The 21,251-nt window shown below is 59.9% G+C and carries 20 protein-coding genes; 5 read left to right on the top strand and 15 right to left on the bottom strand.

Going from position 1 to position 21,251, the window contains the following annotated elements:
- Window positions 1-14: 14 nt before the first annotated feature.
- The 5 genes from pilQ to PRZ01_RS09765 are packed head-to-tail and all read right to left on the bottom strand — an operon-like array spanning window position 15 to window position 5,131.
- A complete protein-coding gene (pilQ, locus tag PRZ01_RS09785) occupies window positions 15-2,207 on the bottom strand; it encodes a type IV pilus secretin PilQ (protein WP_273596592.1) in 2,193 nt (730 codons plus the stop codon).
- Window positions 2,204-2,746, bottom strand: a complete 543-nt coding sequence (locus PRZ01_RS09780) for a pilus assembly protein PilP (protein WP_409993827.1) — start codon at window positions 2,744-2,746, stop codon at window positions 2,204-2,206. The genes pilQ and PRZ01_RS09780 overlap by 4 nt, the downstream gene beginning before the upstream one ends.
- Window positions 2,743-3,441, bottom strand: a complete 699-nt coding sequence (locus PRZ01_RS09775) for a type IV pilus inner membrane component PilO (RefSeq protein WP_273596591.1) — start codon at window positions 3,439-3,441, stop codon at window positions 2,743-2,745. Before PRZ01_RS09775 ends, PRZ01_RS09780 begins: the two co-directional genes overlap by 4 nt.
- Window positions 3,442-3,458: 17 nt before the next feature.
- On the bottom strand, window positions 3,459-4,097 hold the full coding sequence (locus PRZ01_RS09770; RefSeq protein WP_273596590.1) for a PilN domain-containing protein: 639 nt from the start codon (window positions 4,095-4,097) through the stop codon (window positions 3,459-3,461).
- A complete protein-coding gene (locus PRZ01_RS09765; RefSeq protein ID WP_273596589.1) occupies window positions 4,094-5,131 on the bottom strand; it encodes a pilus assembly protein PilM in 1,038 nt (345 codons plus the stop codon). Before PRZ01_RS09765 ends, PRZ01_RS09770 begins: the two co-directional genes overlap by 4 nt.
- Window positions 5,132-5,494: 363 nt before the next feature.
- Between PRZ01_RS09765 and PRZ01_RS09760 the strand changes: the two genes are divergently transcribed.
- Entirely contained in the window at window positions 5,495-7,879 is a 2,385-nt protein-coding gene (locus PRZ01_RS09760) for a penicillin-binding protein 1A (protein WP_409993826.1), read from the top strand.
- 33 nt (window positions 7,880-7,912) lie between these two features.
- Here PRZ01_RS09760 and cyaY read toward each other — a convergent pair whose 3' ends face one another.
- The gene (gene cyaY, locus PRZ01_RS09755; protein WP_273596652.1) at window positions 7,913-8,245 is read right to left on the bottom strand and encodes an iron donor protein CyaY; all 333 of its coding nucleotides are present in this window, start codon (window positions 8,243-8,245) and stop codon (window positions 7,913-7,915) included.
- Window positions 8,246-8,321: 76 nt separating this feature from the next.
- Here cyaY and lptM point away from each other — a divergent pair, with 76 nt between their 5' ends.
- The gene (gene lptM / locus PRZ01_RS19300) at window positions 8,322-8,537 is read left to right on the top strand and encodes an LPS translocon maturation chaperone LptM (protein ID WP_409993825.1); all 216 of its coding nucleotides are present in this window, start codon (window positions 8,322-8,324) and stop codon (window positions 8,535-8,537) included.
- A gap of 55 nt (window positions 8,538-8,592) precedes the next feature.
- Here lptM and PRZ01_RS09750 read toward each other — a convergent pair whose 3' ends face one another.
- From PRZ01_RS09750 to PRZ01_RS09720, 7 genes are all read right to left on the bottom strand, one after another.
- Window positions 8,593-9,678: an ABC transporter ATP-binding protein gene (locus tag PRZ01_RS09750; protein ID WP_273596588.1), complete on the bottom strand. Its 1,086-nt coding sequence runs from the start codon at window positions 9,676-9,678 to the stop codon at window positions 8,593-8,595.
- The gene (locus tag PRZ01_RS09745; RefSeq protein ID WP_273596587.1) at window positions 9,675-10,658 is read right to left on the bottom strand and encodes an ABC transporter ATP-binding protein; all 984 of its coding nucleotides are present in this window, start codon (window positions 10,656-10,658) and stop codon (window positions 9,675-9,677) included. Before PRZ01_RS09745 ends, PRZ01_RS09750 begins: the two co-directional genes overlap by 4 nt.
- Window positions 10,659-10,664: 6 nt before the next feature.
- A complete protein-coding gene (locus PRZ01_RS09740) occupies window positions 10,665-11,561 on the bottom strand; it encodes an ABC transporter permease (protein ID WP_273596586.1) in 897 nt (298 codons plus the stop codon).
- Between the two features lie 50 nt (window positions 11,562-11,611).
- Window positions 11,612-12,589, bottom strand: coding sequence for an ABC transporter permease (locus PRZ01_RS09735; protein WP_273596585.1), 978 nt, complete (start codon window positions 12,587-12,589; stop codon window positions 11,612-11,614).
- Window positions 12,590-12,662: 73 nt separating this feature from the next.
- Window positions 12,663-13,499: a DUF3047 domain-containing protein gene (locus tag PRZ01_RS09730; protein WP_273596584.1), complete on the bottom strand. Its 837-nt coding sequence runs from the start codon at window positions 13,497-13,499 to the stop codon at window positions 12,663-12,665.
- 96 nt (window positions 13,500-13,595) lie between these two features.
- Complete coding sequence (locus PRZ01_RS09725) at window positions 13,596-14,666, bottom strand: porin (protein WP_273596583.1); 1,071 nt, start codon at window positions 14,664-14,666, stop codon at window positions 13,596-13,598.
- 191 nt (window positions 14,667-14,857) lie between these two features.
- On the bottom strand, window positions 14,858-15,862 hold the full coding sequence (locus PRZ01_RS09720) for a porin (RefSeq protein ID WP_273596582.1): 1,005 nt from the start codon (window positions 15,860-15,862) through the stop codon (window positions 14,858-14,860).
- A gap of 316 nt (window positions 15,863-16,178) precedes the next feature.
- Here PRZ01_RS09720 and coq7 point away from each other — a divergent pair, with 316 nt between their 5' ends.
- Window positions 16,179-16,829 carry a 2-polyprenyl-3-methyl-6-methoxy-1,4-benzoquinone monooxygenase gene (coq7, locus tag PRZ01_RS09715; RefSeq protein ID WP_273596581.1) on the top strand — a complete coding sequence of 217 codons (651 nt, stop codon included), beginning with the start codon at window positions 16,179-16,181 and terminating at the stop codon, window positions 16,827-16,829.
- A 64-nt stretch (window positions 16,830-16,893) separates the two neighbouring features.
- On the opposite strand, the gene PRZ01_RS09710 is transcribed toward coq7, so the two are convergent.
- Entirely contained in the window at window positions 16,894-17,316 is a 423-nt protein-coding gene (locus tag PRZ01_RS09710) for an OsmC family protein (protein WP_273596580.1), read from the bottom strand.
- 417 nt (window positions 17,317-17,733) lie between these two features.
- On the opposite strand from PRZ01_RS09710, the gene ilvA reads away from it, so the two are divergent.
- Complete coding sequence (gene ilvA, locus PRZ01_RS09705; RefSeq protein WP_409993832.1) at window positions 17,734-19,263, top strand: threonine ammonia-lyase, biosynthetic; 1,530 nt, start codon at window positions 17,734-17,736, stop codon at window positions 19,261-19,263.
- 54 nt (window positions 19,264-19,317) lie between these two features.
- Window positions 19,318-20,403 carry a nicotinate-nucleotide--dimethylbenzimidazole phosphoribosyltransferase gene (locus PRZ01_RS09700; protein ID WP_273596578.1) on the top strand — a complete coding sequence of 362 codons (1,086 nt, stop codon included), beginning with the start codon at window positions 19,318-19,320 and terminating at the stop codon, window positions 20,401-20,403.
- Window positions 20,404-20,407: 4 nt separating this feature from the next.
- On the opposite strand, the gene PRZ01_RS09695 is transcribed toward PRZ01_RS09700, so the two are convergent.
- Window positions 20,408-21,121 carry a hypothetical protein gene (locus PRZ01_RS09695; protein ID WP_273596577.1) on the bottom strand — a complete coding sequence of 238 codons (714 nt, stop codon included), beginning with the start codon at window positions 21,119-21,121 and terminating at the stop codon, window positions 20,408-20,410.
- Window positions 21,122-21,251: the final 130 nt, after the last annotated feature.

Genomic DNA, 21,251 nt, shown 5'->3' with positions numbered 1-21,251 from the left:
GGGTGATCGTTTGATTAACGCACCGTGGCACGCTCAGTCACCACTTTAGGCGTCAGGAAAATCAGCAGCTCGGTCTTTTGCGAGGTGCGTGACTTGGACTTGAACAAGTTCCCGACATAGGGAATATCGCCCAGCATCGGCACCTTCTGCTCTTGCTCCGCCTCGTCTTGCGTGAATATGCCACCGATCACTACCGTGCCACCGTTCTCCACCAGCACTTGCGTCTTCACGTGCTTGTTGTTGATGGCGTAGCCCTGTGGCGTCAAGGTGCCGCGGCTGTCCTTGTTGACGTCGACGTCCAGAATCACGCTGCCTTCAGGGGTGATTTGTGGGGTCACTTCCAGCTTCAGCACGGCCTTCTTGAACTGGATGGAGGTGGCGCCGCTGGAGGTGGCCACCTGATAGGGCAGCTCCTCGCCCTGCTCGATCAAGGCCTTGACCTGATCGGCGGTGATCACACGGGGGCTGGAAACAATCTTGCCCTTGCCATCGGCCTCAAGCGCCGAGAGCTCCAAATTCAAGAAGCGGTTGGCTGTTGCATTGAACAGTGACAGCGCAAATGTCTGTGCAGAGGCAGAAGCACCGAAGGCGTCCGCCGATACATTGGCGGGCAGATTCACAAACTGGGTGTTGCTGTAGCTGCTGGATGCGCCCTGGTTGGTCTGCGAGCCCACCGCGTTGTAGTTGCCACCGATGGTGACGTAGTTCGAGCCACCCACGTTGTAACCCGGAATGCCGCCCTGCTGTGCACGCAGATCGCTGGCACCCAATTTCACGCCCAAGGAACGCCCGAAGGTGTCATTGGCCTCAACAATGCGCGCCTCGATCAGCACCTGACGCACCGGAATATCGATCTTGGCGATCATGGCCATGACCTCTTCAAGCTTGGACGGGATGTCCGTCACGAAGAGCTGATTGGTCCGGGTCTCGAACATCACACTGCCGCGCGGCGACAGCAAACGCGTGGCCGCGTTGCTGCCACCGGACGACCCACCACCACTGTTGGCGCCCCCCACGGAGTGGCCCGTCAAACCCTTGGCGACTTCCTCGGCCTTGGTGTAGTTCAGCTGCACTGCCTGCGTGCGAAGCGGCTCAAGGCTGGAGATCTGCGCCTTGGACTCGAGGTCCAGCTTTTCTTTGGCGGCCAACTCATCCTTGGGGGCAATCCACAAAACATTGCCCGACTTGCGCAGGCCCAAGCCTTTGGCTTGCATGATGATGTCCAGGGCCTGATCCCAAGGCACGTCCTTCAAGCGCAGGGTCACATTGCCGGTGACGGTATCGCTGGTCACCACGTTGAAGTTGGTGAAGTCGGCAATCACCTGCAAGAGGGCGCGCACTTCGATGTTCTGGAAGTTCAAAGACAGCTTGTCGCCGGCATACCCGGGGCCAGCGGTCAACTTGTTCGGGTCGACTTTTTGTGGGCGCACTTCAAGCACGAATTGGTTGTCGCTTTGATAGGCGCTGTGCTCCCAGGCACCTTTGGGCTCGACCACCATGCGCACACGGTCACCCGTCTGACTGCTGCTGATGAACTGCACCGGGCTGCCAAAATCACTCACGTCCATGCGGCGGCGCAGCGCCTCCGGCAAACTAGAGCGCAAAAACTCGACCACCAAGGTCTTGCCTTGCTGCTGGATATCCACACCCACCTGATTGCTGGGCAGATTGACGATCACGCGACCGGCGCCGTCCTGGCCCCGGCGGAAGTCGATGTCCCGAATCGACTCGGGCTCCGCATTCAGGCTTTGGGAGAAATGAACGGTGTCGTCACGGCCTTTGGCGGCTGCGGTTGGCGCGGCATCCAGCACCAGCAACAAGGCCTTGTCCTGCAACTCCGCGCGATAGCCCGAGGCCTGGCGAAGGTTCAACACAATGCGAGTGCGCTCACCGGCCTGCGCCACATTCGCGGAGCGCAAATTACCCTGGTTGATGTCCACCATGGCACGGCCCATACCGTTGACCACACCCGGCAGATCAATGGCAATGCGCGGCGGCGTTTGAACGGTGAAGCCTTTGGGCAATTCGGTCAGGGGTTGCGACAATTCAATGCGCACCACCTCAACACCCGCCTGCTGCAAACTGGTGATCGACTTGATCTCGGTCTGAGCGAAGGCCTGCACCGTGGCCAGCACCCCTATGCCGATGGCCACAGCCATATTGCGCCAAAGGCTCATCCTCGAATACTCCTGATAATTCTTGTTCATCGTCCCTGCTCCTGAAGCTGGAGGGTACTGCTCCGCTCAACCCACTCGCCCGCTGCGTCTTGCACAACTTCTCGCAAGGTGATGTCGGTCTCGCTGATTTTCATGATGCGACCAAAGTTCAGGCCCAAATAGTCATTCGTCTTGACCTGGTACAGAAGGTTGTCCACCCGGAGCAAGGCATAGCGCGCGCCCTGCCGCGTGATGCTGCCCACCATGGACATGCTGTCCAGCGGATACGACTCCAGGGGCTCTCTGCGGCGATTCATTTCTGCCGTGAGCAAAGAGTTGGGTTGTGCGGCCTCTTGCTTGATCGCCACGCTGAGCTTTTGGGCGCTGAAAGGATCAACACCGCCAGCGGCCTCGTAGGGCTGCGGCAAGAATTTCTTGGGCGCAACCAAAGGCGTTACCGTCGGATGCGCGTCACGCTTTTGCTGCTCCATCCACTGCGACAACTCATCCATATCGGCTGAACATGCGCCCAGCAGCATCGCGCCAACAAGAGCAGCGGCCACACCAGTCCATCGCGATGCGCGCCTCATTTCTTGGCCCCCGCAGCAGCTTTGGCAACGCTCTTCTTTTGTTCAGCGACTTCAAGCGCATCCAGATATCGATAAGTTCTCGCCGTTGCTTCCATGCTCAGGGTTCCGCTGCCCAGCTCTTTGCCGGTAGGTGCCAAGACCACCAGATTGTGCAAGGTCACAATGCGCGAGAGATTCGAAACATCGGCTGCAAACGAGCCGATATCGTGATATCGCCCGGAGACGCGCAGTGCAATGGGCAACTCCGCGTAATAGTCTTTCACGACGACTTGCCCTGGCCGGAACAATTCAAACTGCAAGCCACGTCCCAAGCCAGCCTGGTTGATGTCGGACAGCAAAGCGTCCATCTCGGCCTTGCCGGGAAGCTGCTTTTCTAGCTGCGTCACATACTCTTCGACTTGGCTCTTCTGCTTGCGAAGTTCCGGCAGATTGACGGCTTGCGCGAGCTTGTTCTGGTAGTCGGCCTTCAAGGTGGGCTCACGGCCCCGCTCGGTATCCAGGTTGGCTTGCTCATCCGCAAGCACAAACACCCAGCCCAGGACGCAAACCAGCACAACCATGGCTGAAAACGCCGCCAATTTTGGCAACACCGGCCACTGGCCGGGTTCTTTGGGATTGAGGCCACGAAACTGATCGGCAACGCCTTCCATTGCGGCATTGAGATCGAATTTCAAATTGAGTGAATGGGCTGCCATGCTTGTTTGAGCCTGCGTTATGACTTATTGGCCACGGGTGCGCTGGCCGCCTTTGCGGGGCCGCCTCGTGCTGCATCCTTGCCCTGGGCTTCGCGCACCGGCTCCTTGATGGAGACGCGCAGCGAAAAATCGAACAACCGCTTCTGGTCGCGACTGCTGGTGCTCAGATTTGCCACCTTGACCTCGACCAGCTCGGGTTTGTCCAGCCACTCAGAATTGTGCGAGGTGTTGCGCAAGAACTCAGAGACGCGCTCATTGGTCTGGGCAATGCCATTGACGGTCACGATCTTGTCGGACTGCCGAATCGCGGTGAGGTAGACGCCCTCAGGCGTATGGCGAGCCAACTCATTGAGCAATTGCACAGGTGTATTGCGGTCCGTTTGCAAGTCTTCAACGGCACGTTGGCGCGACTTCAGCGCTTCAATTTCTGCGCGCAGATTGGCAATATCCTTGATTTGATTGTCGAGCTTGCCAATTTCAACGCTGAGAAATTGGTTGCGCCGCTGCTGCTCCGAAGTCAGGTACTGCAGCAATGCAAATGTCGCCATCAGCAAACCGACTCCCACCAGCGCCGACAAGCCGAGCCCGGCGAAGAACGCCGCTTTGCGGCGTTTGCGTTTTTCTTCCCGGTAGGGCAGTAGGTTGATCAGAATCACTGGAAAAACCTCCGCATCGCCAAGCCACAGGCCGTCAAATAGGCAGGAGCCTCCCGGCGCAGCTTGGACTCCCGGACCGACGAGCCCAAGGTCATGTTTTCAAAGGGATTGACCACCATGCAGGCAAAACCGGTCAAATCAGTCACGCGCTCCTTCAAGCCCGGCAGGGTTGCCGTCCCCCCCGCCAACATTACGTAATGCACTTTGTGATGGGGTGTGCTGGTGAAGAAATACTGCAATGCCCGCCCGATCTCCTGCGAAAGGCTGTCGACAAATGGATTCAAAACCGCCGCCTCGAAATCTTCCGGCAAGTCATTTGCCAATTTCTTTTGCTCAGCCTCTTCGAACGAAAACCCGTATTGACGAGAAATCAATTGCGTCAACTGCGAGCCACCAAATACCTGATCGCGGTCGTAGAGCATTTCTTCGTCACGCAATACCTTGAGGCTGGTCGTATCGGCGCCGATTTCAAACAAGGCCACCAGGGCATCTTTGCCGCCACCGGGCAGGTTGGCGATCAAACGCCCCATGGCCATGCGCGACGCGTGCGATTCAATATCTAGGATGACAGGGCGCAGGCCTGCTGCTTCAGCCAACCCTTGACGATCTTGGACGCGGTCTTTGCGCGATGCGGCAATCAACACTTCAACATCGCCCACCGAGGTCGGACTGGGCCCGATCACGCAAAAATCCAGGCTCACTTCATCCAGCGAAAAAGGAATGTATTGATTGGCCTCGGCCTCGACTTGAATTTCAAGCTCTTCATCACGCAGCCCGGCTGGCAACATGATTTTTTTGGTGATCACGGCCGACTGCGGCATGGCCAGCACCGCGTCGCGGGTTTTACTGCCGCTGCGGGCCAACACGCGACGCACGGCATCGGCCACCTCATCGAACTTCTCGATTTGGCCATCGGTGATCCAGCCTTTTTCAAAGGGCTCAGTGGCCATCCGCTCCAGCACCATATCGCCGTTGGCAGATTGACTCAATTCCACCAACTTAACGCTGCTGGAACTGATATCCAAACCAATCATTGGCGGATGCTTACGCCTAAAAACTACGTCAAGTATTCCCACGCCCCGAATCCCCCAACGTTTTGGCCCGGACTATTAATATGTTACTTGAATGCTAGCAGCAAAGTCCTTGTGCGCCCAGGATTCGCCAGAACAGCGAGTAACAGCTCGTTGCGAAACATACACGGGACGGATCGCTCTTAAACGCCGAAAAAGAGGGGGATTTCTCGCAAGCACCCCGCAAACAGCGCCTCCTGTTGTGCCCGCCAAGGGGGCAATCCACACGGCAATGCCCCAACCTTGAATGTGGGCGATTTGCAGCACAAAACAGGCGCTCAGGGTTTTTCCCCTGTTTCTATAATGGTCGGACTCATTCGGAGGCCCATGAGCGACACCCAGAAGAAATCCCCTCAGAGTTCCAAATCTGAGCCCCGCACCGCATCCCGGCACGCTGCCGGCTCACTGGCCTCCCGTGCGCTGCTCTGGCTGGCTGGCCTGGGCCTTGCCATGGTGGCGAGTGTTGCGCTTTTGCTCGCTTTGGCATTGGCCATGGCTTACCCCAATTTGCCGGACATCAGCGGGCTGACGGACTATCGCCCCAAACTGCCCATGCGCGTGATGTCTTCCGACGGCGTATTGCTGGGTGAATTCGGGGAAGAGCGGCGCAGCTATCTGGCCATCAAAGACATTCCGAAAGTCATGCAAGACGCCGTGCTGGCGATCGAAGATGCTCGCTTCTATCAGCATGGCGGGGTGGACTATCTCGGCGTGATTCGCGCGGGTTTGGCCAATGTGGGTGAATCCCGCAGCCAGGGCGCCTCCACCATCACCATGCAAGTGGCCCGCAATTTTTATCTCTCGACCGAAAAGACGCTCACCCGAAAGATTTACGAAATCCTGCTGGCGCTCAAGATTGAACATGCACTGAGCAAAGAAAAGATCCTTGAAATCTACATGAACCAGATTTTCCTGGGTCACCGCGCACACGGTTTTGCGGCAGCCAGCGAAGTCTATTTCGGTAAACCCCTGAAGGACATCACCATCGCCGAAGCCGCCATGCTGGCCGGCTTGCCCAAGGCACCCTCGGCTTACAACCCAATCAACAACCCGCGCCGGGCCAATATCCGCCAGCAATACATCATTGAGCGCATGCTTGAAAATGGCTTCATCACCGCCGAGCAGCGCGACCTGGCCAAAGCTGAAGTACTGCACTACCGCAATGTGAGCGACTCGCTGCCCCACGCCGAATTCGTGGCCGAAGCGGCGCGGCAACTGATCTTCAATCAGTACGGTGACGACGCCTACACGCGAGGCTTGAACGTCTACCTCACCTTGCGGGCCGACGAGCAAATGGTTGCCTACCGGGCCCTGCGTCGGGGCATCATGGACTATGAGCGACGTCAGGTTTATCGCGGCCCCGAGGCCTATGCCGACCTCCCTGCAGACCCCAAAGAGGTGGACGTTCGCGTTGCCGAGGCGTTGGCGGATCACCCCGCCAATGACGAACTGCTGGCGGCCGTGGTGCTCCAGGCCGATGCCCGTAAAGTCGAAGCGGCCTTGCAAAGCGGCGAGTTGCTCAACATCACCGGCGAAGGGCTGAAGCCCGCAACTTCGGGGCTATCAGACAAGGGCAACCCCAAGACGCGCATCCGACGGGGCGCCATCATCCGCGTGATCAAGTCCACCCGCGCCGGCAAGGACGAGTGGACCATCACGCAGTTGCCCGAGGTAGAGGGTGCCTTCATTTCACTGGACCCACGCAATGGCCAGGTACGTGCCATGGTGGGCGGGTTCGACTACGCTAAAAACAAGTTCAATCACGTGACCCAGGCGTGGCGGCAGCCAGGCTCCAGCTTCAAGCCCTTCATCTATTCGGCGGCGCTTGAAAAGGGTTTCACACCGGCCACAGTGGTCAACGACGCGCCCTTGTTCTTCGACGCCGGCAGCACGGGCAGCCAGCCCTGGGAGCCGAAAAACTACGACGGCACCTTTGACGGGCCAATCACCTTGCGCCGGGCGCTTGCCAAGTCCAAGAACATGGTGTCCATCCGGGTGCTGAACGCCATTGGCGTCCATTACGCGCAACAGTGGATCACCCGTTTTGGTTTCGAACCCGAGAAGCATCCCGCCTACCTGACTATGGCGCTGGGCGCTGGTTCGGTCACTCCGATGCAAATGGCCCAGGGCTTCGCCGTGTTTGCCAACGGCGGCTACCGGGTGGCGCCGCAGTTGATTGCGCGCCTGACTGACAACAAAGGCCGCGTTTTGTATGAAGCTCCGGCCAATGCGCTGAGCGACGACAGACGTGTCATTGAGGCGCGAAACGCTTTCATGATGAGCAGCCTGCTGCAAGAGGTGACCCGCAGTGGCACCGCCGCCAAGGCGCAAGCGCAGTTGAAGCGGCCCGACATTTACGGCAAAACGGGTACTACGAACGACTCGATGGACGCCTGGTTTGCCGGCTATCAGCAAGAGCTCGTCGCGGTGGTCTGGATCGGCTACGACCAGCCCCGCAAATTGGGCGACCGCGAAACGGGCGGTGGCCTGTCCCTGCCTGTTTGGATTGAATACATGAACTTTGCGCTGCGAGGCAAGCCCGTCGCGGAGCCTGCCGTCCCGGAGGGCGTGATCAACCTCAATGGCGAATGGTATTACGACGAGTACAGTGGCAAGGAGGGCGTGCGCAGCCTGGCCAATGACGAGGCCAAATTGCCGGCCGCTGGCACTGATGACGAGAAAAAAGGAATTCTCGATTTATTCCGGCGCTGAGATCGCTGCGATCTCAGCCTCCATCGGCACGCCTCAAGCCGGCAGGAATGCGAGGGCTTGCCCCGCCTGCGCCGAAGCCAAACTTGACAGCAGCGCGTGAAACTCGCGCCCATCGCGGGTGTCGCGCCACACGCCCTCCACATAGCGGAAGTGAAACCCGCCCGCCTTGGCCGCCAGCCAAAGCTCTTGAAGCGGCGCCTGGGTGTTCAAGATGATTTTGCTGCCATTCGGGAAGCTGAGTTCTAGCAATCCGCCAGACCGATGGGTGTCAATGTCGATCACATCGCTGTCCAACCATTGGTCGACAGTGGCTTCAATGCGATTCAACACAGCACGGGTTTGCGCTTGATAGTCGGCATCACTCAGGGGTGTCGCCGCGGGCACGGTGGCGTGCGCGGATGAAGACGGGAGTGGGGGGGTGGTCATATCCTAAACTTCCAAGATGGACAAAATTTCAACTCAGCACAGTGTAGACCTCTCACCGCGAGCTCCTGCACGGTCAGGGGCATTGCTGGCCGCCTCGCTCGCACTGAGCCTGCTGGCAGCTTGCGGTCAAAAGGGCCCGTTGACGCCGCCTAAAACCCCTCTGGCTATGGTGATTGCCGCGCCAGCAACTGCAGCGGTGCCGGCTGCTGCATCAGCGCCATCACGCCCCTGACTTGCAACGGGGCAGCGCCCCATTCAGCTCACGGCCAAACTTAGCAACTTACAGGTCAGCGCGTTGGCACCGTATCGGGCACAAGACGCCCCTCTTGCACCGCGTGGCAAGCCACTTGAACGCCGTTCAAACGGGTCATAGCCGGGCGCTCAGCGCTGCAGCGTGGCTGGGCATGGGGGCAGCGGGGGTGAAAGCCGCAGCCGGTCGGCGGGTGCAGCGGGTTGGGCACCTCGCCCAACACAGGGGCGCGCGCACGGCCGGCCTTGTGGATGTCTGGGATGGCGTCCAACAACATGCGCGTGTACGGGTGTTGTGGGCGGCTGAAAAGATCGCGTTTGTCCGCCACTTCAACCAAGCGCCCCAGGTACATCACCCCGATCTGGTCGGCCACATGACGAACCACCGCCAAGTTGTGCGAGATGAACAAATAGCTCAGCCCGCGCTGACGCTGCAGGTCTTTCATGAGATTGAGCACCTGCGCCTGAACGGACACATCCAGTGCCGAGGTGGGCTCATCGCAAACCAACAACTCCGGCTCCGCCGCCAATGCCCGCGCGATGCAAATCCGCTGCCTCTGCCCGCCTGAGAACTGGTGGGCAAACTTGCCGGCGTCTGCCTCCGACAAACCGACCGACCGGAGCAATTCACCCACGCGGGCGCGGAGTTCATTCGCGCCGCGTATCAGGCCGTGCTCGCGCAGGGGTTCGGCCACCAACTCCTGGACCGTCCACCGTGGATTGAGCGAGGCATAGGGGTCCTGAAAAATCATTTGCATACGGCGGCGCAGCGTCTGCGCCTGAGGCGATGCCAAGGTCTCAAACAAGTCAGCCCCGCCCACGCTGACCGTGCCGCTGGTGGGCGTATATAGGCCCACCAGCAGGCGCGCCACAGTGCTTTTTCCACAGCCAGATTCACCCACCAGCGCAAAGGTTTTGCCTTGCTCAATCGCAAAACTCACGCCGTCAACCGCATGCACCTGTTCGCGGGCCTTTCGCTCGATCACGCGATTCAACCAAGGCAGCGAAACATCAAAGGTCTTCACGAGATCACGCACCTCGACCAACGGCTGCCGGGCCTCTGAAGGCTTGAGTTCAAGCGCTGGATTTTCAAGCGTCACCCTGGAGTGCAAAGGCGAACTCATGGCAGTGCCTCCGCAGGATTGGCCGTCAGCCAACACGCCGCAGCCGTGCGCCCCTGCAAACGCATTTCAGGTCGTTCGTTGCGGCACAGCGCAATGGCTTGCGGGCAACGCGGGTGAAACGCACAGCCGGCAGGAATGGCATTCAAGCGCGGCATTGCCCCGTCGATCTGCAGCAGCCGTTCGCGGTCTTGATCCATGGCCGGAATGGCGCCCATCAACCCGACGGTATAGGGATGAACCGGCCGATGGATGAGCTCCTGCACAGGCCCCACCTCGACCATGCGGCCAGCGTACAGCACCGCCACGCGGTCACAGGTTTCAGCCACCACGCCCATATCGTGCGTCACCAGCATCACGGCCGCGCCATGATCTTTGCAAAGCCGTTTGAGCAAGACAATGATTTGAGCCTGGGTGGACACATCCAGAGCTGTGGTCGGCTCATCCGCCACGATCAGTTGGGGCTCACCGGCCAGAGCCAGTGCGATCACCACTCGCTGGCGCATGCCGCCCGAGAACTGATGGGGGTAGTGGTCCAGCCGGGCTTCAGGCGCCGGAATGCCCGTTTGGCCGAGCAACTCAATCGCACGGCGACGGGCCTGTGCCGGGCTCAAATCCAGGTGGGTGGTGATGGTTTCGACCAACTGCCGGCCTACCGTATACAGCGGGTTCAACGACGTGAGCGGGTCCTGAAAAATTGCACCAATCCGACGCCCGCGAATATGGCGCATTTGTGCTGGCGACAAATTGTCAATCCGCTGCCCCTGCAACAAGATTTCTCCGCCTGCAATACGGCCAGGCGGATCCAGGAGACCGATGATGGCCGCGCCCGTGAGCGACTTGCCCGCACCGGATTCACCCACCACGCCCATGATTTCCCCAGGCGCAATCTCGAAACTAATGTCGTCCAGCGCCAGCAAGGCACCATGACGGCCCGGGAACTCAACCCGCAAATGACGAACTTCCAGCAAAGGCGTATTCATGGCTATTCAGCGCAGGCGCGGGTTGAGCGCATCACGCAGCCAGTCGCCCAGGAGGTTGATGCTCAAAGCGATGAGCACCAGCATGGCGCCAGGCCAAACAACGATCCACCATTCGCCTGAAAACAGAAAATCATTGCCGCCTCGGATCAGCGTCCCCAAGGAGGGGCTGGTGGGCGGCACGCCCACGCCCAAGAAAGACAGCGTCGCTTCGGTGATGATGGCGGAAGCAACTTGAATCGTTGCAAGCACCATGACCGGCCCCATCACATTGGGCAACACGTGCCGACGCATGATGCGAAGCGGTGACACGCCTATCACCCGCGCGGCCTGAACATACTCTTTGCTGCGCTCCACCAAGGTCGACCCACGAACCGTGCGCGCGTACTGAACCCACCCCGTCAGCGAGATCGCCAGGATCAAAACGCCAAAAGCCAACGCATCATGGGCTTGCGGAAAAATCGTGCGCCCGATGCCATCGATCAAAAGGGCGACGAGGATGGACGGAAAAGACAACATCACGTCGCAGATCCGCATGATGAATGCGTCCAAGGTACCGCCCACAAAACCCGCGACCAAGCCCAGGCTGACGCCGATCAACATCGACACCATCACTGACGCCGAGCCTACCAACAGCGAAATTCGTGCGCCATACACCAGGGCCGACAGTAGATCACGCCCCTGGTCGTCAGTGCCTAGCCAATAGTTGTGGCGCCCACCCTCCATCCAAAAGGGCGGCAGGCGAGAATCCATCAAGTCCAGGGTGGCAAGGTCAAACGGATTGTGCGGCGCCACAAAGCCCGCAAAAACCGCGCAGAAAATGCAGAGCATGGCAACAATCGCCGCCCCCATCGCCACCGGCGATGACGTGAACGAATGCCAGACGTCACCGTCGAAAAAACGCATGAGCGTGCGCACGGGATGGCGCCTTGTGGTTTCGAGAACTGTACGCATCGTCAAGCGCCCCGGCCGTCCACGCGCAAGCGCGGATCGACCATGAAATACAGCAGATCAACCGCCAGATTGATACAGACAAACATGAAGGAAATCAGGCACAGATAGGCCGCCATGACCGGGATGTCCGCGAACTGCACCGCCTGAATGAACAGCAAGCCCAAGCCCGGCCACTGAAAGACGGTTTCCGTGATGATGGAGAACGCAATCAGCGAGCCCAGTTGCAGCCCGGTGATCGTGATCACGGGCACCAACGTGTTTTTCAAGGCATGGCCAAAATAGATGCTGCGCATGCTCAAACCACGCGCGCGGGCAAACTTGATGTAATCGGTGCGCAAAACCTCCAGCATCTCCGCCCGTACCAGGCGCATGATCAAGGCCAACTGAAAGACGGACAAAGTGACTGCCGGCAACAGCAGATGCCGCCAACCATCACGGGTCAACAAGCCCGTGCTCCACACACCGAAATGAACCAACTCCCCTCGGCCAAAACTGGGCAGCCATTTCAGCCAGACCGAGAACACCAGAATCAACAAAATCCCGATCAAAAAAGTCGGCAACGAGACGCCCAGGAGAGAAAACATCATCAAAAATTGTGCGCTCGGTTTGCCCCGCCGCAGCGCCGCAACCACCCCTAGGGGCACGCCTACCCCAAGTGCCAAGAGTGCCGCCCCGCCCGCCAATTCAACCGTGGCCGGCAGACGTTCACCGATGAGCTCAGCCACTGGACGCCCCTGACGCAAGCTCAAACCAAATTCACCCTGCAGCGCACGCCCGATAAAGCGCGCAAATTGCGCAGGAAATGGCGCGTCCAAGCCAAGATCATGCCGAAGCGCCACGCGCTGCGCCTGGGTCGCATCCTGCCCCAGGAGGTTGGTCACCGGATCCCCCACATACTGAAACAGCATGAAGGCAATGAAACTCACCGAGAGCATGACACCAACGGCCTGGGCCAATCGGCGAAGGATGAAAACTAGCATTCAGACTCAACTGACACAGGCGACCTCTACAAGCCAAGCGGGCTCACGCAGCACCGGGCGGTGGCCAACAGGGCTACAAGCGCAAGCTGCCAGGCAAGATCCGCCCCTCAGGGTCCAAGAGCAGGATGTTGCCATAACACGCGTCAGCCTGGCTGTGCGTATTGTCGGCGTCCGTCATCAATGCCATGCTGATCAAGCGGCCAGGCGCCTCGCCAAACGCACGCGTGAAGTCCGCAACGGGATCGCGCTCCAGACGAACCCATCCCTTGTTGGCCGCCTGGCGAGGGCCCGTGCCCACAACAATCTTGCGGATGCGGTCACTGCGCGAACTGATGGTCAAGGTGTCCACCGCGGCATTGGCATCCCACACATACATGAGCAAGGCGTAGGGTGGCGACTCGCCGGTCAAGGTGCGCGCCAACTCGAATTGCATGCGATTGCGAAAAGACAACTGCGACTCATCCCCCGAAAACCCCAACAAGATGCGCGCAGGCGCATCATCGGTTTCAGCCTCAAGCACACTGGCTTGGGGTGCAAAGCCGCCAATCCACCAATCAAACTGCAGCCGGGCAATTTGATGGGCATCCAAAGCCATGCCCCGCCGCCACAGGCTGGCTGACTCGTTCGCCTGCGCCAACACGCAGGGACGCCCACTTCGCTCGATCACCGAATAGTGGGTGGCCGGCTTACCCGGTAGCTCTCTGGCCGACCAGTCGGCCAGCGCGGTTTCCACACCTAAATGCTTCGCCGGAGCCGTCTCCCGCCCCGGCGCCGGCGCCCGCGTTGGTGTCATGCATGCAGCCTGCACACCGACCAAGCCAAGCGCCACCAGCACCCGAAGCAAAGCCCCAGAACTCGCCCATACGAAATGGCGTGCGCGCCCTGAACTCACGAATTTCAACAACTTCATGCACGGGATTTGAACAGACTCCCAAGCACAAGCATCACGCAAAGGAAAAAGGGCCGCATCGCGGCCCTTTTTGTCACACACGCAGTGGCGTGGGGATCAGAAACGATGGCGCAAGCCCACCGTCGCGCCGTAGCGGTGCGTCGCGCTGTTGGCCAGCTTCACGTAGCCATCGCTGAATGTGGTGTAGTCCACTTCAGCATAGGCATCGGTACGCTTGGAAAATGCAAAGTCAGCCACAGCCGCAAAATAGTCGGCCTTGCTGGTGGCGGGGCCCACCACATAGTGCGTCTGGTCAGCATGCCAGTAATGCCCACCCAGATTCAATTGTGTGGTCAGTTGATAAGTCAGGCCTGCGGCGTACATATCGCGCTGCTTCACATCATTGGCAGCGGCATTGAGCACGCCAGAGCCAATCAGGCCGGCCGTATAGGCGCCGCCCAAAATGCCACCTGCATCAAATTTATTGGTGGCCCAAGAGGCATTGACGTACCAGGGGCCGCTGCTCCAGGCGCCACCGAAAGTGCCACCGGTTGCCTTCTTGCCATTGACTTCAGTCACCTCCAAATAGGCGCCGCCCAGTGCGAAGTCACCCATCTGATAACGCAGCAGACCGCCCATGGACTTGTTAGGACCCGTGCCTTCGCCGGCGCTGACTTGCAACTCACCACGCAAGCCGCCCATTTCGCCCATGTACTTGACCATATTGTCTTGGCGAGCGCCCATAGACAAGCCGATTTCAGGCTTGTATGCCTCGATGTAAGGCGAATATTTGAACGATGCGTAGGTCGAGGTGTAGATGTCGAACAAGACGTTGTACTGACGGCCGACGGTAATACGGCCGAAGTCCGCCGACTGCAGGCCCACCCAGGATTGACGCCAGAAGTCAGCGGCCGCCACCGTACCAGTGTCCGAATTCAAACGGTGCTCCAAATTGGCGATGGCCTTCAAACCGCCCCCCAGGTCTTCGGTAATGTTGAAACCCAGACGGCTCTGCGACATGCCGCCAGGGACGACCTGCCACAGCGCGCCCGTGCCGGGAACCGTGCCCGAATTGCTCAGGTAGCGCACGCCAACATCGACAATGCCGTACATGGTCACGCTGGACTGGGCCCAAGCGGCGGAAGTGCTGGCAGCCAGCAGGCTCAAGATCAGGGTAGCTTTCTTCATATCGATGTCTCCTGTTTGAAATTCGTCTCAATGGCTGATTCTGGACGTGTCGCTTTATTTAGGGGCAATAGCGTTGCACACCGCCAACAAGCAATAACCCTGTCTCATGGGTGACTGCCACCAATTTCAGAACGAAAAAAAGCCGCCCGAAGGCGGCTTTTGAAGCATCAGACCGAAGCCCGATTCTTGATTTAGAAGCTGTGACGCACGCCAACGTCAACACCACCGGAACGGCCATCGGCCACCACAGCGGGGGTGTTGCCGTTCAGGTTGAACGTAGCGCCAGCGCCGTTGTCGATGTAGGACACGGTGGTGTACAGCGCAGTGCGCTTGGACAGGTTGTACACGTAGCCAGCAGCGACTTGGTAAGAATCACCCAAGCCCTTGAGTGCCACGGAGCTCTTGTTCTTGGCATCGGTGTACGAAGCCCACAGCGAGCCAGCGCCCAGAGGTGCCGTAGCGGACACGGTCCACAGTTCTTGCTTCAACGAACCGAATTCGGTCGTCGAGTAGATGAAGGCAGGCTTGACCATGCCGAAGTCGTAAGAACCGCCCACGGTCGTCAGCTTGAACTTGGTCGACACGCCAGCTTCAAAGTAAGAACCGCTCACGTTGAACGCGTCAGCCTTGAAACCCAGACGGCCACCGACCATCTTGTTCATGGCGTTGGTGCCTTCGCCAGCAGCCACTTCAGCCGAGCCGTAGAAACCGCCGAGGTTCTCGGGCAGGATGTACGTAGCTTGGTTGTCGAAACGCTTGTAGTTCACGCCCGAACCCAGAGCCGAGTACAGGTTTTCAACCGAACCCAGACCGGTGGTGGCCACGGGGTCGAAGTCTTCGATCTGCAGCTGAGCAGCAGACTTGAAGCGACCCAGGCGCACTTCACCGAAGTTGCCCATCAGGCTGACGGTGGAGCGACGTGCCCAGAAGGCAGAGTCAGTGGTGCCAGTGTCGACGTTGATGCCGCTTTCCAGCCAGAAACCAGCCTTCAGGCCGCCACCCAGGTCTTCAACGCCACGCACGCCGAAACGACTGGTGGTGTTGCCACCCGAAGCCAGGCTGTACACGTGTTGGTCGTTGGCCGAGGTGTAGCGAGCAGCAACGTCAACCACGCCAAACAGGGTCACCGACGATTGAGCGGCAGCAACACCAGCGAAAGAGCCGAGAACGGCCAATGCAACGAGAGATTTCTTCATTCGATTACTCCTAAGAATTCAACGAGGTCCCGATCTGCAGAGCTCGACAGCAAGCCCACCGGACCAACCCCCTCAGTGGAAGTTGCCCTATTTCACCAGACGAATGGCCTTACACCGGCTTGCGCAGGTTGAAATATAGGGTTTACGTTGTGATCGCACAACGAATGTTAGCTATCACAAATCAGACACATTACTAAGAGTACTTTCCATTTAGGTGCAGCCATTTTTGGTGCAGCCATTTCGGGGGCCACGTAAACTTCTGACTGGATCGCAGGCAGATAACGCCCTTTACCCCCCGCAGCAACACCTTTCCTCTATGCCCCCCTTCCCGCCGCCCCCTCCGCTCGACCGCCTGCTCTCAAGCGTGCAGCAAGGACTGCACACGGTGTTCGGCAAATCGGGTGCCGCCCGCGCCATGCCCCGGGCGGCTGAATCGCAGGTTGCGCCACCGCCGAGCGCCAAGCAAGTGGCACTGTCCAGTGCATTGATGCGTGTCAACCATGTGGGCGAGGTCTGTGCGCAGGCGCTGTACCAGTCACAGGCTTTGATGACGCGCAACCCAGCACTCCGCGCACATTTCGCTCACGCCGCCATCGAAGAAAAAGATCACCTGGCTTGGACCCAGCAACGCCTGGATGAGTTGGGAGGGCGTGTCAGCCTGCTGTGCCCGCTCTGGTATGCGGGCGCCTTCGGGATGGGCTGCCTGGCCGGATTGGCTGGCGACGCCTACAGCCTGGGCTTTGTGGTCGAAACCGAACGGCAAGTCGAACAGCACCTCGCCAGCCACATGGACCGTCTGCCCGAGGAGGACCACGCCTCACGAGCCATCGTCGCCCAAATGAAAGAAGAAGAAGCCCGTCATGCTGATGAAGCGATGGCAGCGGGCGCACGGCTCGTACCGCAGCCCATCAAGGCCGCCATGAAATTCGCCGCAGGCGTCATGACCCAGACAGCCCACTACATCTGAGCGGAGCGGCTTCCCTGCGCATCGCGCACCATGCGCAGGGCGACACCCTGCGGGCGCGGAGCGCTCAGCCTTCCACCAACTCCACTGACGTGGTAATCGCCGCCGTCTTGCCCAGCATGATGCTGGCCGAGCAGTATTTTTCGTGCGACATGGCGACGGCACGCTCCACCACCTCCTGCTTGAGCCCTTTGCCCGTCACCACAAAGTGCATATGAATGGCGGTGAACACCTTGGGCTCGGTGTCGGCACGGTCGGCCTTGAGTTTGACTTGGCACCCACGCACGTCGTGCCGTCCGCGCTTGAGGATCAGCACGACATCAAACGCCGTGCACCCCCCTGTCCCGGCCAACAGCAGTTCCATGGGGCGGGGGGCCAAGTTGCGGCCGCCAGCTTCGGGAGCGCCGTCCATGGTCACCAGATGCCCGCTTCCGGTTTCCGCCGCAAACGCCATACCGCCAGCGCCCATCCAATCGACCGTGCATTCCATAAAATTCTCCGTTGTGGACGCGCCTCGCCGGTCTACCCCCTAGTTCTAGACTGGAGACCCGACAAAAGTCACGCAAAATTATTGCAGCGCAGCATTGCTTGCGCTTAAAATTCTAGCCAAGCGCTCAGAACTTTGATGCTGAACCCCGATTCTTGAGGGATTTCAAGCCCGCTCAAACTTCCAGCGCACCGTTTGTCTCCTCCACCGCCTCCATGGTGGATTCAGCCCGAGCCCCGCAAGAGGCTCGGGTTTTTTTTGCTTTGACGCCCGGTGAGGTGCTGAGCAGCGACCCGGACGCCTGCCTTATCATGCTGCGCTGCAATAGATTGCAACGGAGACTTCATGGCCACCCCCGCCCGCGCGCGCAAGACCCCGACCCCTACAAAAAGCAAAGGCAAGAGCGAAGCCGCCGCCGGCATGCCCTCCTTGATTCCCAACAGCAACAGCTACTTGCAACGAATTCTGAACGCGCGGGTCTACGACGTCGCGAAGGAAACCTCGCTGACGCCAGCCAAAAGCCTGTCCAAGCGCCTGGGCAACAAGATTTGGCTCAAACGTGAGGACGAGCAACCCGTCTTCAGCTTCAAGCTGCGTGGCGCTTACAACAAGATGGCGCATCTGACTGCTGAGCAGTTGGCCAAAGGCGTCATTTGCGCTTCCGCCGGCAATCATGCGCAGGGCGTGGCCTTGTCCGCCAAAAAGCTGGGGTGCCGCGCGGTTATCGTGATGCCTGTTACGACGCCCAAACTCAAGATCGACGCCGTCCAGGCCTTGGGCGGCGAGGTCGTATTGTTCGGCGACAGCTACACCGACGCCTATGGCCATGCCCTGGAGCTTGAAAATGCGCAGAGCCTGACCTTCGTCCACCCATTTGACGATCCCGACGTGATCGCAGGCCAAGGCACCATTGCCATGGAGCTGTTGCGCCAACATCAAGGGCCGATCGACGCCATCTTCGTGGCCATCGGCGGCGGGGGTTTGATTTCTGGTGTGGCCGCCTACATCAAGGCGGTGCGGCCCGAGATCAAAATCATCGGCGTGCAGACCCACGATTCAGACGCCATGATCCGCTCGGTCAAGGCCGGCAAGCGCGTGCAGTTGGCAGACGTTGGCCTGTTTTCGGACGGCACGGCGGTCAAATTGGTGGGAGAGGAAACCTTTCGCATCACCCGCGCGCTGGTAGACGACTACATCCGCGTGGACACCGACGCCGTCTGCGCTGCCATCAAGGATGTGTTTCAGGACACCCGCAGCATCCTGGAGCCGGCTGGCGCCCTGGGCGTTGCTGCGGTGAAGCAGTACGTCGCGGCGCAAGGTTGCAAGGGCAAGACCTTCATCGCCATCACCTGCGGCGCAAACATGAATTTCGACCGCCTGCGCTTTGTCGCCGAGCGGGCCGAAGTCGGCGAGCACCGGGAGGCGCTGTTCGCCGTGACCATCCCAGAGCAGCAGGGCAGCTTCAAGCGCCTGTGTGAATTGCTGGGCCCGCGCAGTGTGACCGAGTTCAATTACCGCATCTCAGACTCCGCCCAAGCCCACATCTTCGTGGGCATTGCCACTCAAAATCGCGAAGAGTCGCAAAAGCTTCTGAAGGCGTTCACCAAGGCCGGCTTCGCCGCCACCGACCTGACCGACAACGAACTCGCCAAGCAGCATGTCCGCCACATGGTGGGCGGACGCAGCGAGTTGGCCCAGGACGAACGCCTCTACCGCTTCATCTTCCCCGAGCGCCCCGGCGCTTTGATGCGATTCCTCTCCAGCATGCACCCGGACTGGAACATCAGCCTGTTCCACTACCGCAACCAAGGCGCAGACTACGGCCGTATTTTGGTTGGATTGCAAGTGCCCAAGAGTGACAATGCCGCCTTGAAACAATTCCTCGGCACGCTCAACTACCCGTTTGAGGACGAGAGCAACAATCCGGTTTACCGTTTCTTCCTGCGATGAGTTCTTCGTGCGCCCGCACGCCTTGCTTCGCCGTTCGATGATTGCCTGTCCGCCATGCCCGTCCAACAGTCCTTGATTTCGCCCACCGCCAATCCAGACCTGGAAAAGGCCTTGCGCGAGCGCGTCGAACGGCATGCCGCGATTGCCGGGGGACTGGGGGAATTAGAGCCCCTGGCCGTGCGCCTGGGGCTGGTGCAAAACAGCCTGACGCCGAAATTCCGCGATCCGCTGCTGGCCCTGTTCGCAGCGGATCACGGGTTGGTCGTCGACGGTATCGGCCACCAATGGGGCCGCAGCACCCGTGAACAGGCGCAAATGGCCTTGCAAGGCCGGCTACCCCTGGCGGCCTTTGCAAGACTCCAAGGGCTGCAGCTGAGCGTCATCGACTGTGGTGTCGCCGAAAATTTGACACCGCACCCTCGCCTGCTGTCTCGCAAGATCGCCCATGGCACCCGCAACTGCCGGGTCGGCCCCGCCATGAGCCTCGAACAAGCCCATGCTGGCGTGCGCGTCGGCATGGAAATCGCTGACAAGCTGGCGGGCAACGCGCTGGTGTGCGCGGGCATGGGCCAGGGCTCCGCAGAAAGCGCGGCCTTGGTGCTGTCCCGGTTGACCGACTGCCCGGTGCGTGATTTCGTGGTGTCAGGCCCGGACATGCGCCAGGAGGACCTGACGCACCTGCTATCGGTGCTGAGTGCCGCACAAACCAGACACCGGGACGTTCAAGACCCCATGGAAGTCTTGGCGGCCTTTGGTGGCTATGAAATGGCGGTAATGGTGGGTGCCATGCTGGTCGCCGCGTCCAAACGCAGCCTGATCATTGTGGACGGCATCACCGCGTGCGCCGCCCTCAAACTCGCCGCACGAATTGCTTCACCGGTGACCGACTATGCGGTTTTTTGTCGCAGCCACGCCCACCGGGGCCTGGACGAAGCCCTGGCGCAATTCCACGCATCGGCGCTGCTCGAGTTGGGCATGGACAGCGCCGACGGTACCGGCGCAGCCCTCGCCTGGCCCATGATCCGCAGTGCTGCAGCCTTGCTGGCGGACCTGCACGAAGGGCCGGGGTCGCCCGATTTCTTGAACAGCAGTTCGTTGCCGACCCTTCACCAAGCCCTCGACAATCCGCTGAACCTCTAAAAAGTCAGCGAATGGGATTGCCCGTGGCGTCCAGTGGCGGCACCAACGGGTCGCCGTTTGAGGGGCTCACTAGGCCCGAGGGATCGGCCGTTTGCGCTTGTTGCGGCTGTCCCGGCATTTTAGGGAAACGTCCAGGCACCGGAACCCGCGTCGGCGGCAACGTCCCCACCATCTGTGCAACCGTGCCAGGCGCCCCGGGAATTGGTGCGCCAGCGACCGCGCCAACCGGCAAGGGCGCGCCACCCAAATTGGTCAGCGAGGCCTGGGCGGGTGGCAAAGCACCCGTTGCCGCCGAGACGGGCGCCGCCATCTGCAACTGAATGCTCACCACCCCTGCCGCGCCCAGTTTGGCCGAATGCTTGTCCACCGCAATCAGGCGGATATCACCATCCAGCACGGCGCCAATGCGCACCGTGCGTGCCACGCCATCCACCGCAATCAGCGCCACACCTTCACCCGCGCGGCTTTGCTGTTCATTTTTGGGAGCGACCACGCCCAATAATTTGAACCGGCTGTCAATCGCCGGTGCAACGTCAACGGCCGCAGCCTCAGGCGCGCCCAACAGGCGTGTCAAATCAGCCACCGGCCCGCCCTGCTCACCCACAGCCACAGCCTGAACCGGCGTCGGCAATGGCTTGGCCAACAATTGGATCAGCCAATAGCCACCACTGCAGGCCAACAAGCCCCACACCCCAAAAGCCATTATTCGTGCAAGCATGGGCGGATTATGATTCAAGCGTAGCGCCCTCGTCGGCCCTTGTTGGCCCGCACTGGCGTTGTGTCATGGGTTGTGCCCTAAGCTATCCAACTTCACCGCCTCCAGCCCATTCTTGAGTCGGCTTCCATGG

The sequence above is a fragment of the Roseateles koreensis genome (assembly GCF_028595305.1).
GTDB lineage: Bacteria > Pseudomonadota > Gammaproteobacteria > Burkholderiales > Burkholderiaceae_C > Paucibacter_A > Paucibacter_A koreensis.
This window is presented reverse-complemented; position numbering and strand designations above follow the sequence as displayed.

Excerpts from the sequence above, each read along its gene's own strand:
- pilQ (WP_273596592.1), bottom strand. The coding sequence starts at position 2,207 with ATGAACAAGAATTATCAGGAGTATTCGAGGATGAGCCTTTGGCGCAAT.
- PRZ01_RS09780 (WP_409993827.1), bottom strand. The coding sequence starts at position 2,746 with ATGAGGCGCGCATCGCGATGGACTGGTGTGGCCGCTGCTCTTGTTGGC.
- PRZ01_RS09775 (WP_273596591.1), bottom strand. The coding sequence starts at position 3,441 with ATGGCAGCCCATTCACTCAATTTGAAATTCGATCTCAATGCCGCAATG.
- PRZ01_RS09765 (WP_273596589.1), bottom strand. The coding sequence starts at position 5,131 with ATGATTGGTTTGGATATCAGTTCCAGCAGCGTTAAGTTGGTGGAATTG.
- PRZ01_RS09760 (WP_409993826.1), top strand. The coding sequence starts at position 5,495 with ATGAGCGACACCCAGAAGAAATCCCCTCAGAGTTCCAAATCTGAGCCC.
- lptM (WP_409993825.1), top strand. The coding sequence starts at position 8,322 with ATGGACAAAATTTCAACTCAGCACAGTGTAGACCTCTCACCGCGAGCT.
- PRZ01_RS09750 (WP_273596588.1), bottom strand. The coding sequence starts at position 9,678 with ATGAGTTCGCCTTTGCACTCCAGGGTGACGCTTGAAAATCCAGCGCTT.
- PRZ01_RS09745 (WP_273596587.1), bottom strand. The coding sequence starts at position 10,658 with ATGAATACGCCTTTGCTGGAAGTTCGTCATTTGCGGGTTGAGTTCCCG.
- PRZ01_RS09740 (WP_273596586.1), bottom strand. The coding sequence starts at position 11,561 with ATGCGTTTTTTCGACGGTGACGTCTGGCATTCGTTCACGTCATCGCCG.
- PRZ01_RS09735 (WP_273596585.1), bottom strand. The coding sequence starts at position 12,589 with ATGCTAGTTTTCATCCTTCGCCGATTGGCCCAGGCCGTTGGTGTCATG.
- PRZ01_RS09730 (WP_273596584.1), bottom strand. The coding sequence starts at position 13,499 with ATGAAGTTGTTGAAATTCGTGAGTTCAGGGCGCGCACGCCATTTCGTA.
- PRZ01_RS09725 (WP_273596583.1), bottom strand. The coding sequence starts at position 14,666 with ATGAAGAAAGCTACCCTGATCTTGAGCCTGCTGGCTGCCAGCACTTCC.
- PRZ01_RS09720 (WP_273596582.1), bottom strand. The coding sequence starts at position 15,862 with ATGAAGAAATCTCTCGTTGCATTGGCCGTTCTCGGCTCTTTCGCTGGT.
- coq7 (WP_273596581.1), top strand. The coding sequence starts at position 16,179 with ATGCCCCCCTTCCCGCCGCCCCCTCCGCTCGACCGCCTGCTCTCAAGC.
- PRZ01_RS09710 (WP_273596580.1), bottom strand. The coding sequence starts at position 17,316 with ATGGAATGCACGGTCGATTGGATGGGCGCTGGCGGTATGGCGTTTGCG.
- ilvA (WP_409993832.1), top strand. The coding sequence starts at position 17,734 with ATGCCCTCCTTGATTCCCAACAGCAACAGCTACTTGCAACGAATTCTG.
- PRZ01_RS09700 (WP_273596578.1), top strand. The coding sequence starts at position 19,318 with ATGCCCGTCCAACAGTCCTTGATTTCGCCCACCGCCAATCCAGACCTG.
- PRZ01_RS09695 (WP_273596577.1), bottom strand. The coding sequence starts at position 21,121 with ATGCTTGCACGAATAATGGCTTTTGGGGTGTGGGGCTTGTTGGCCTGC.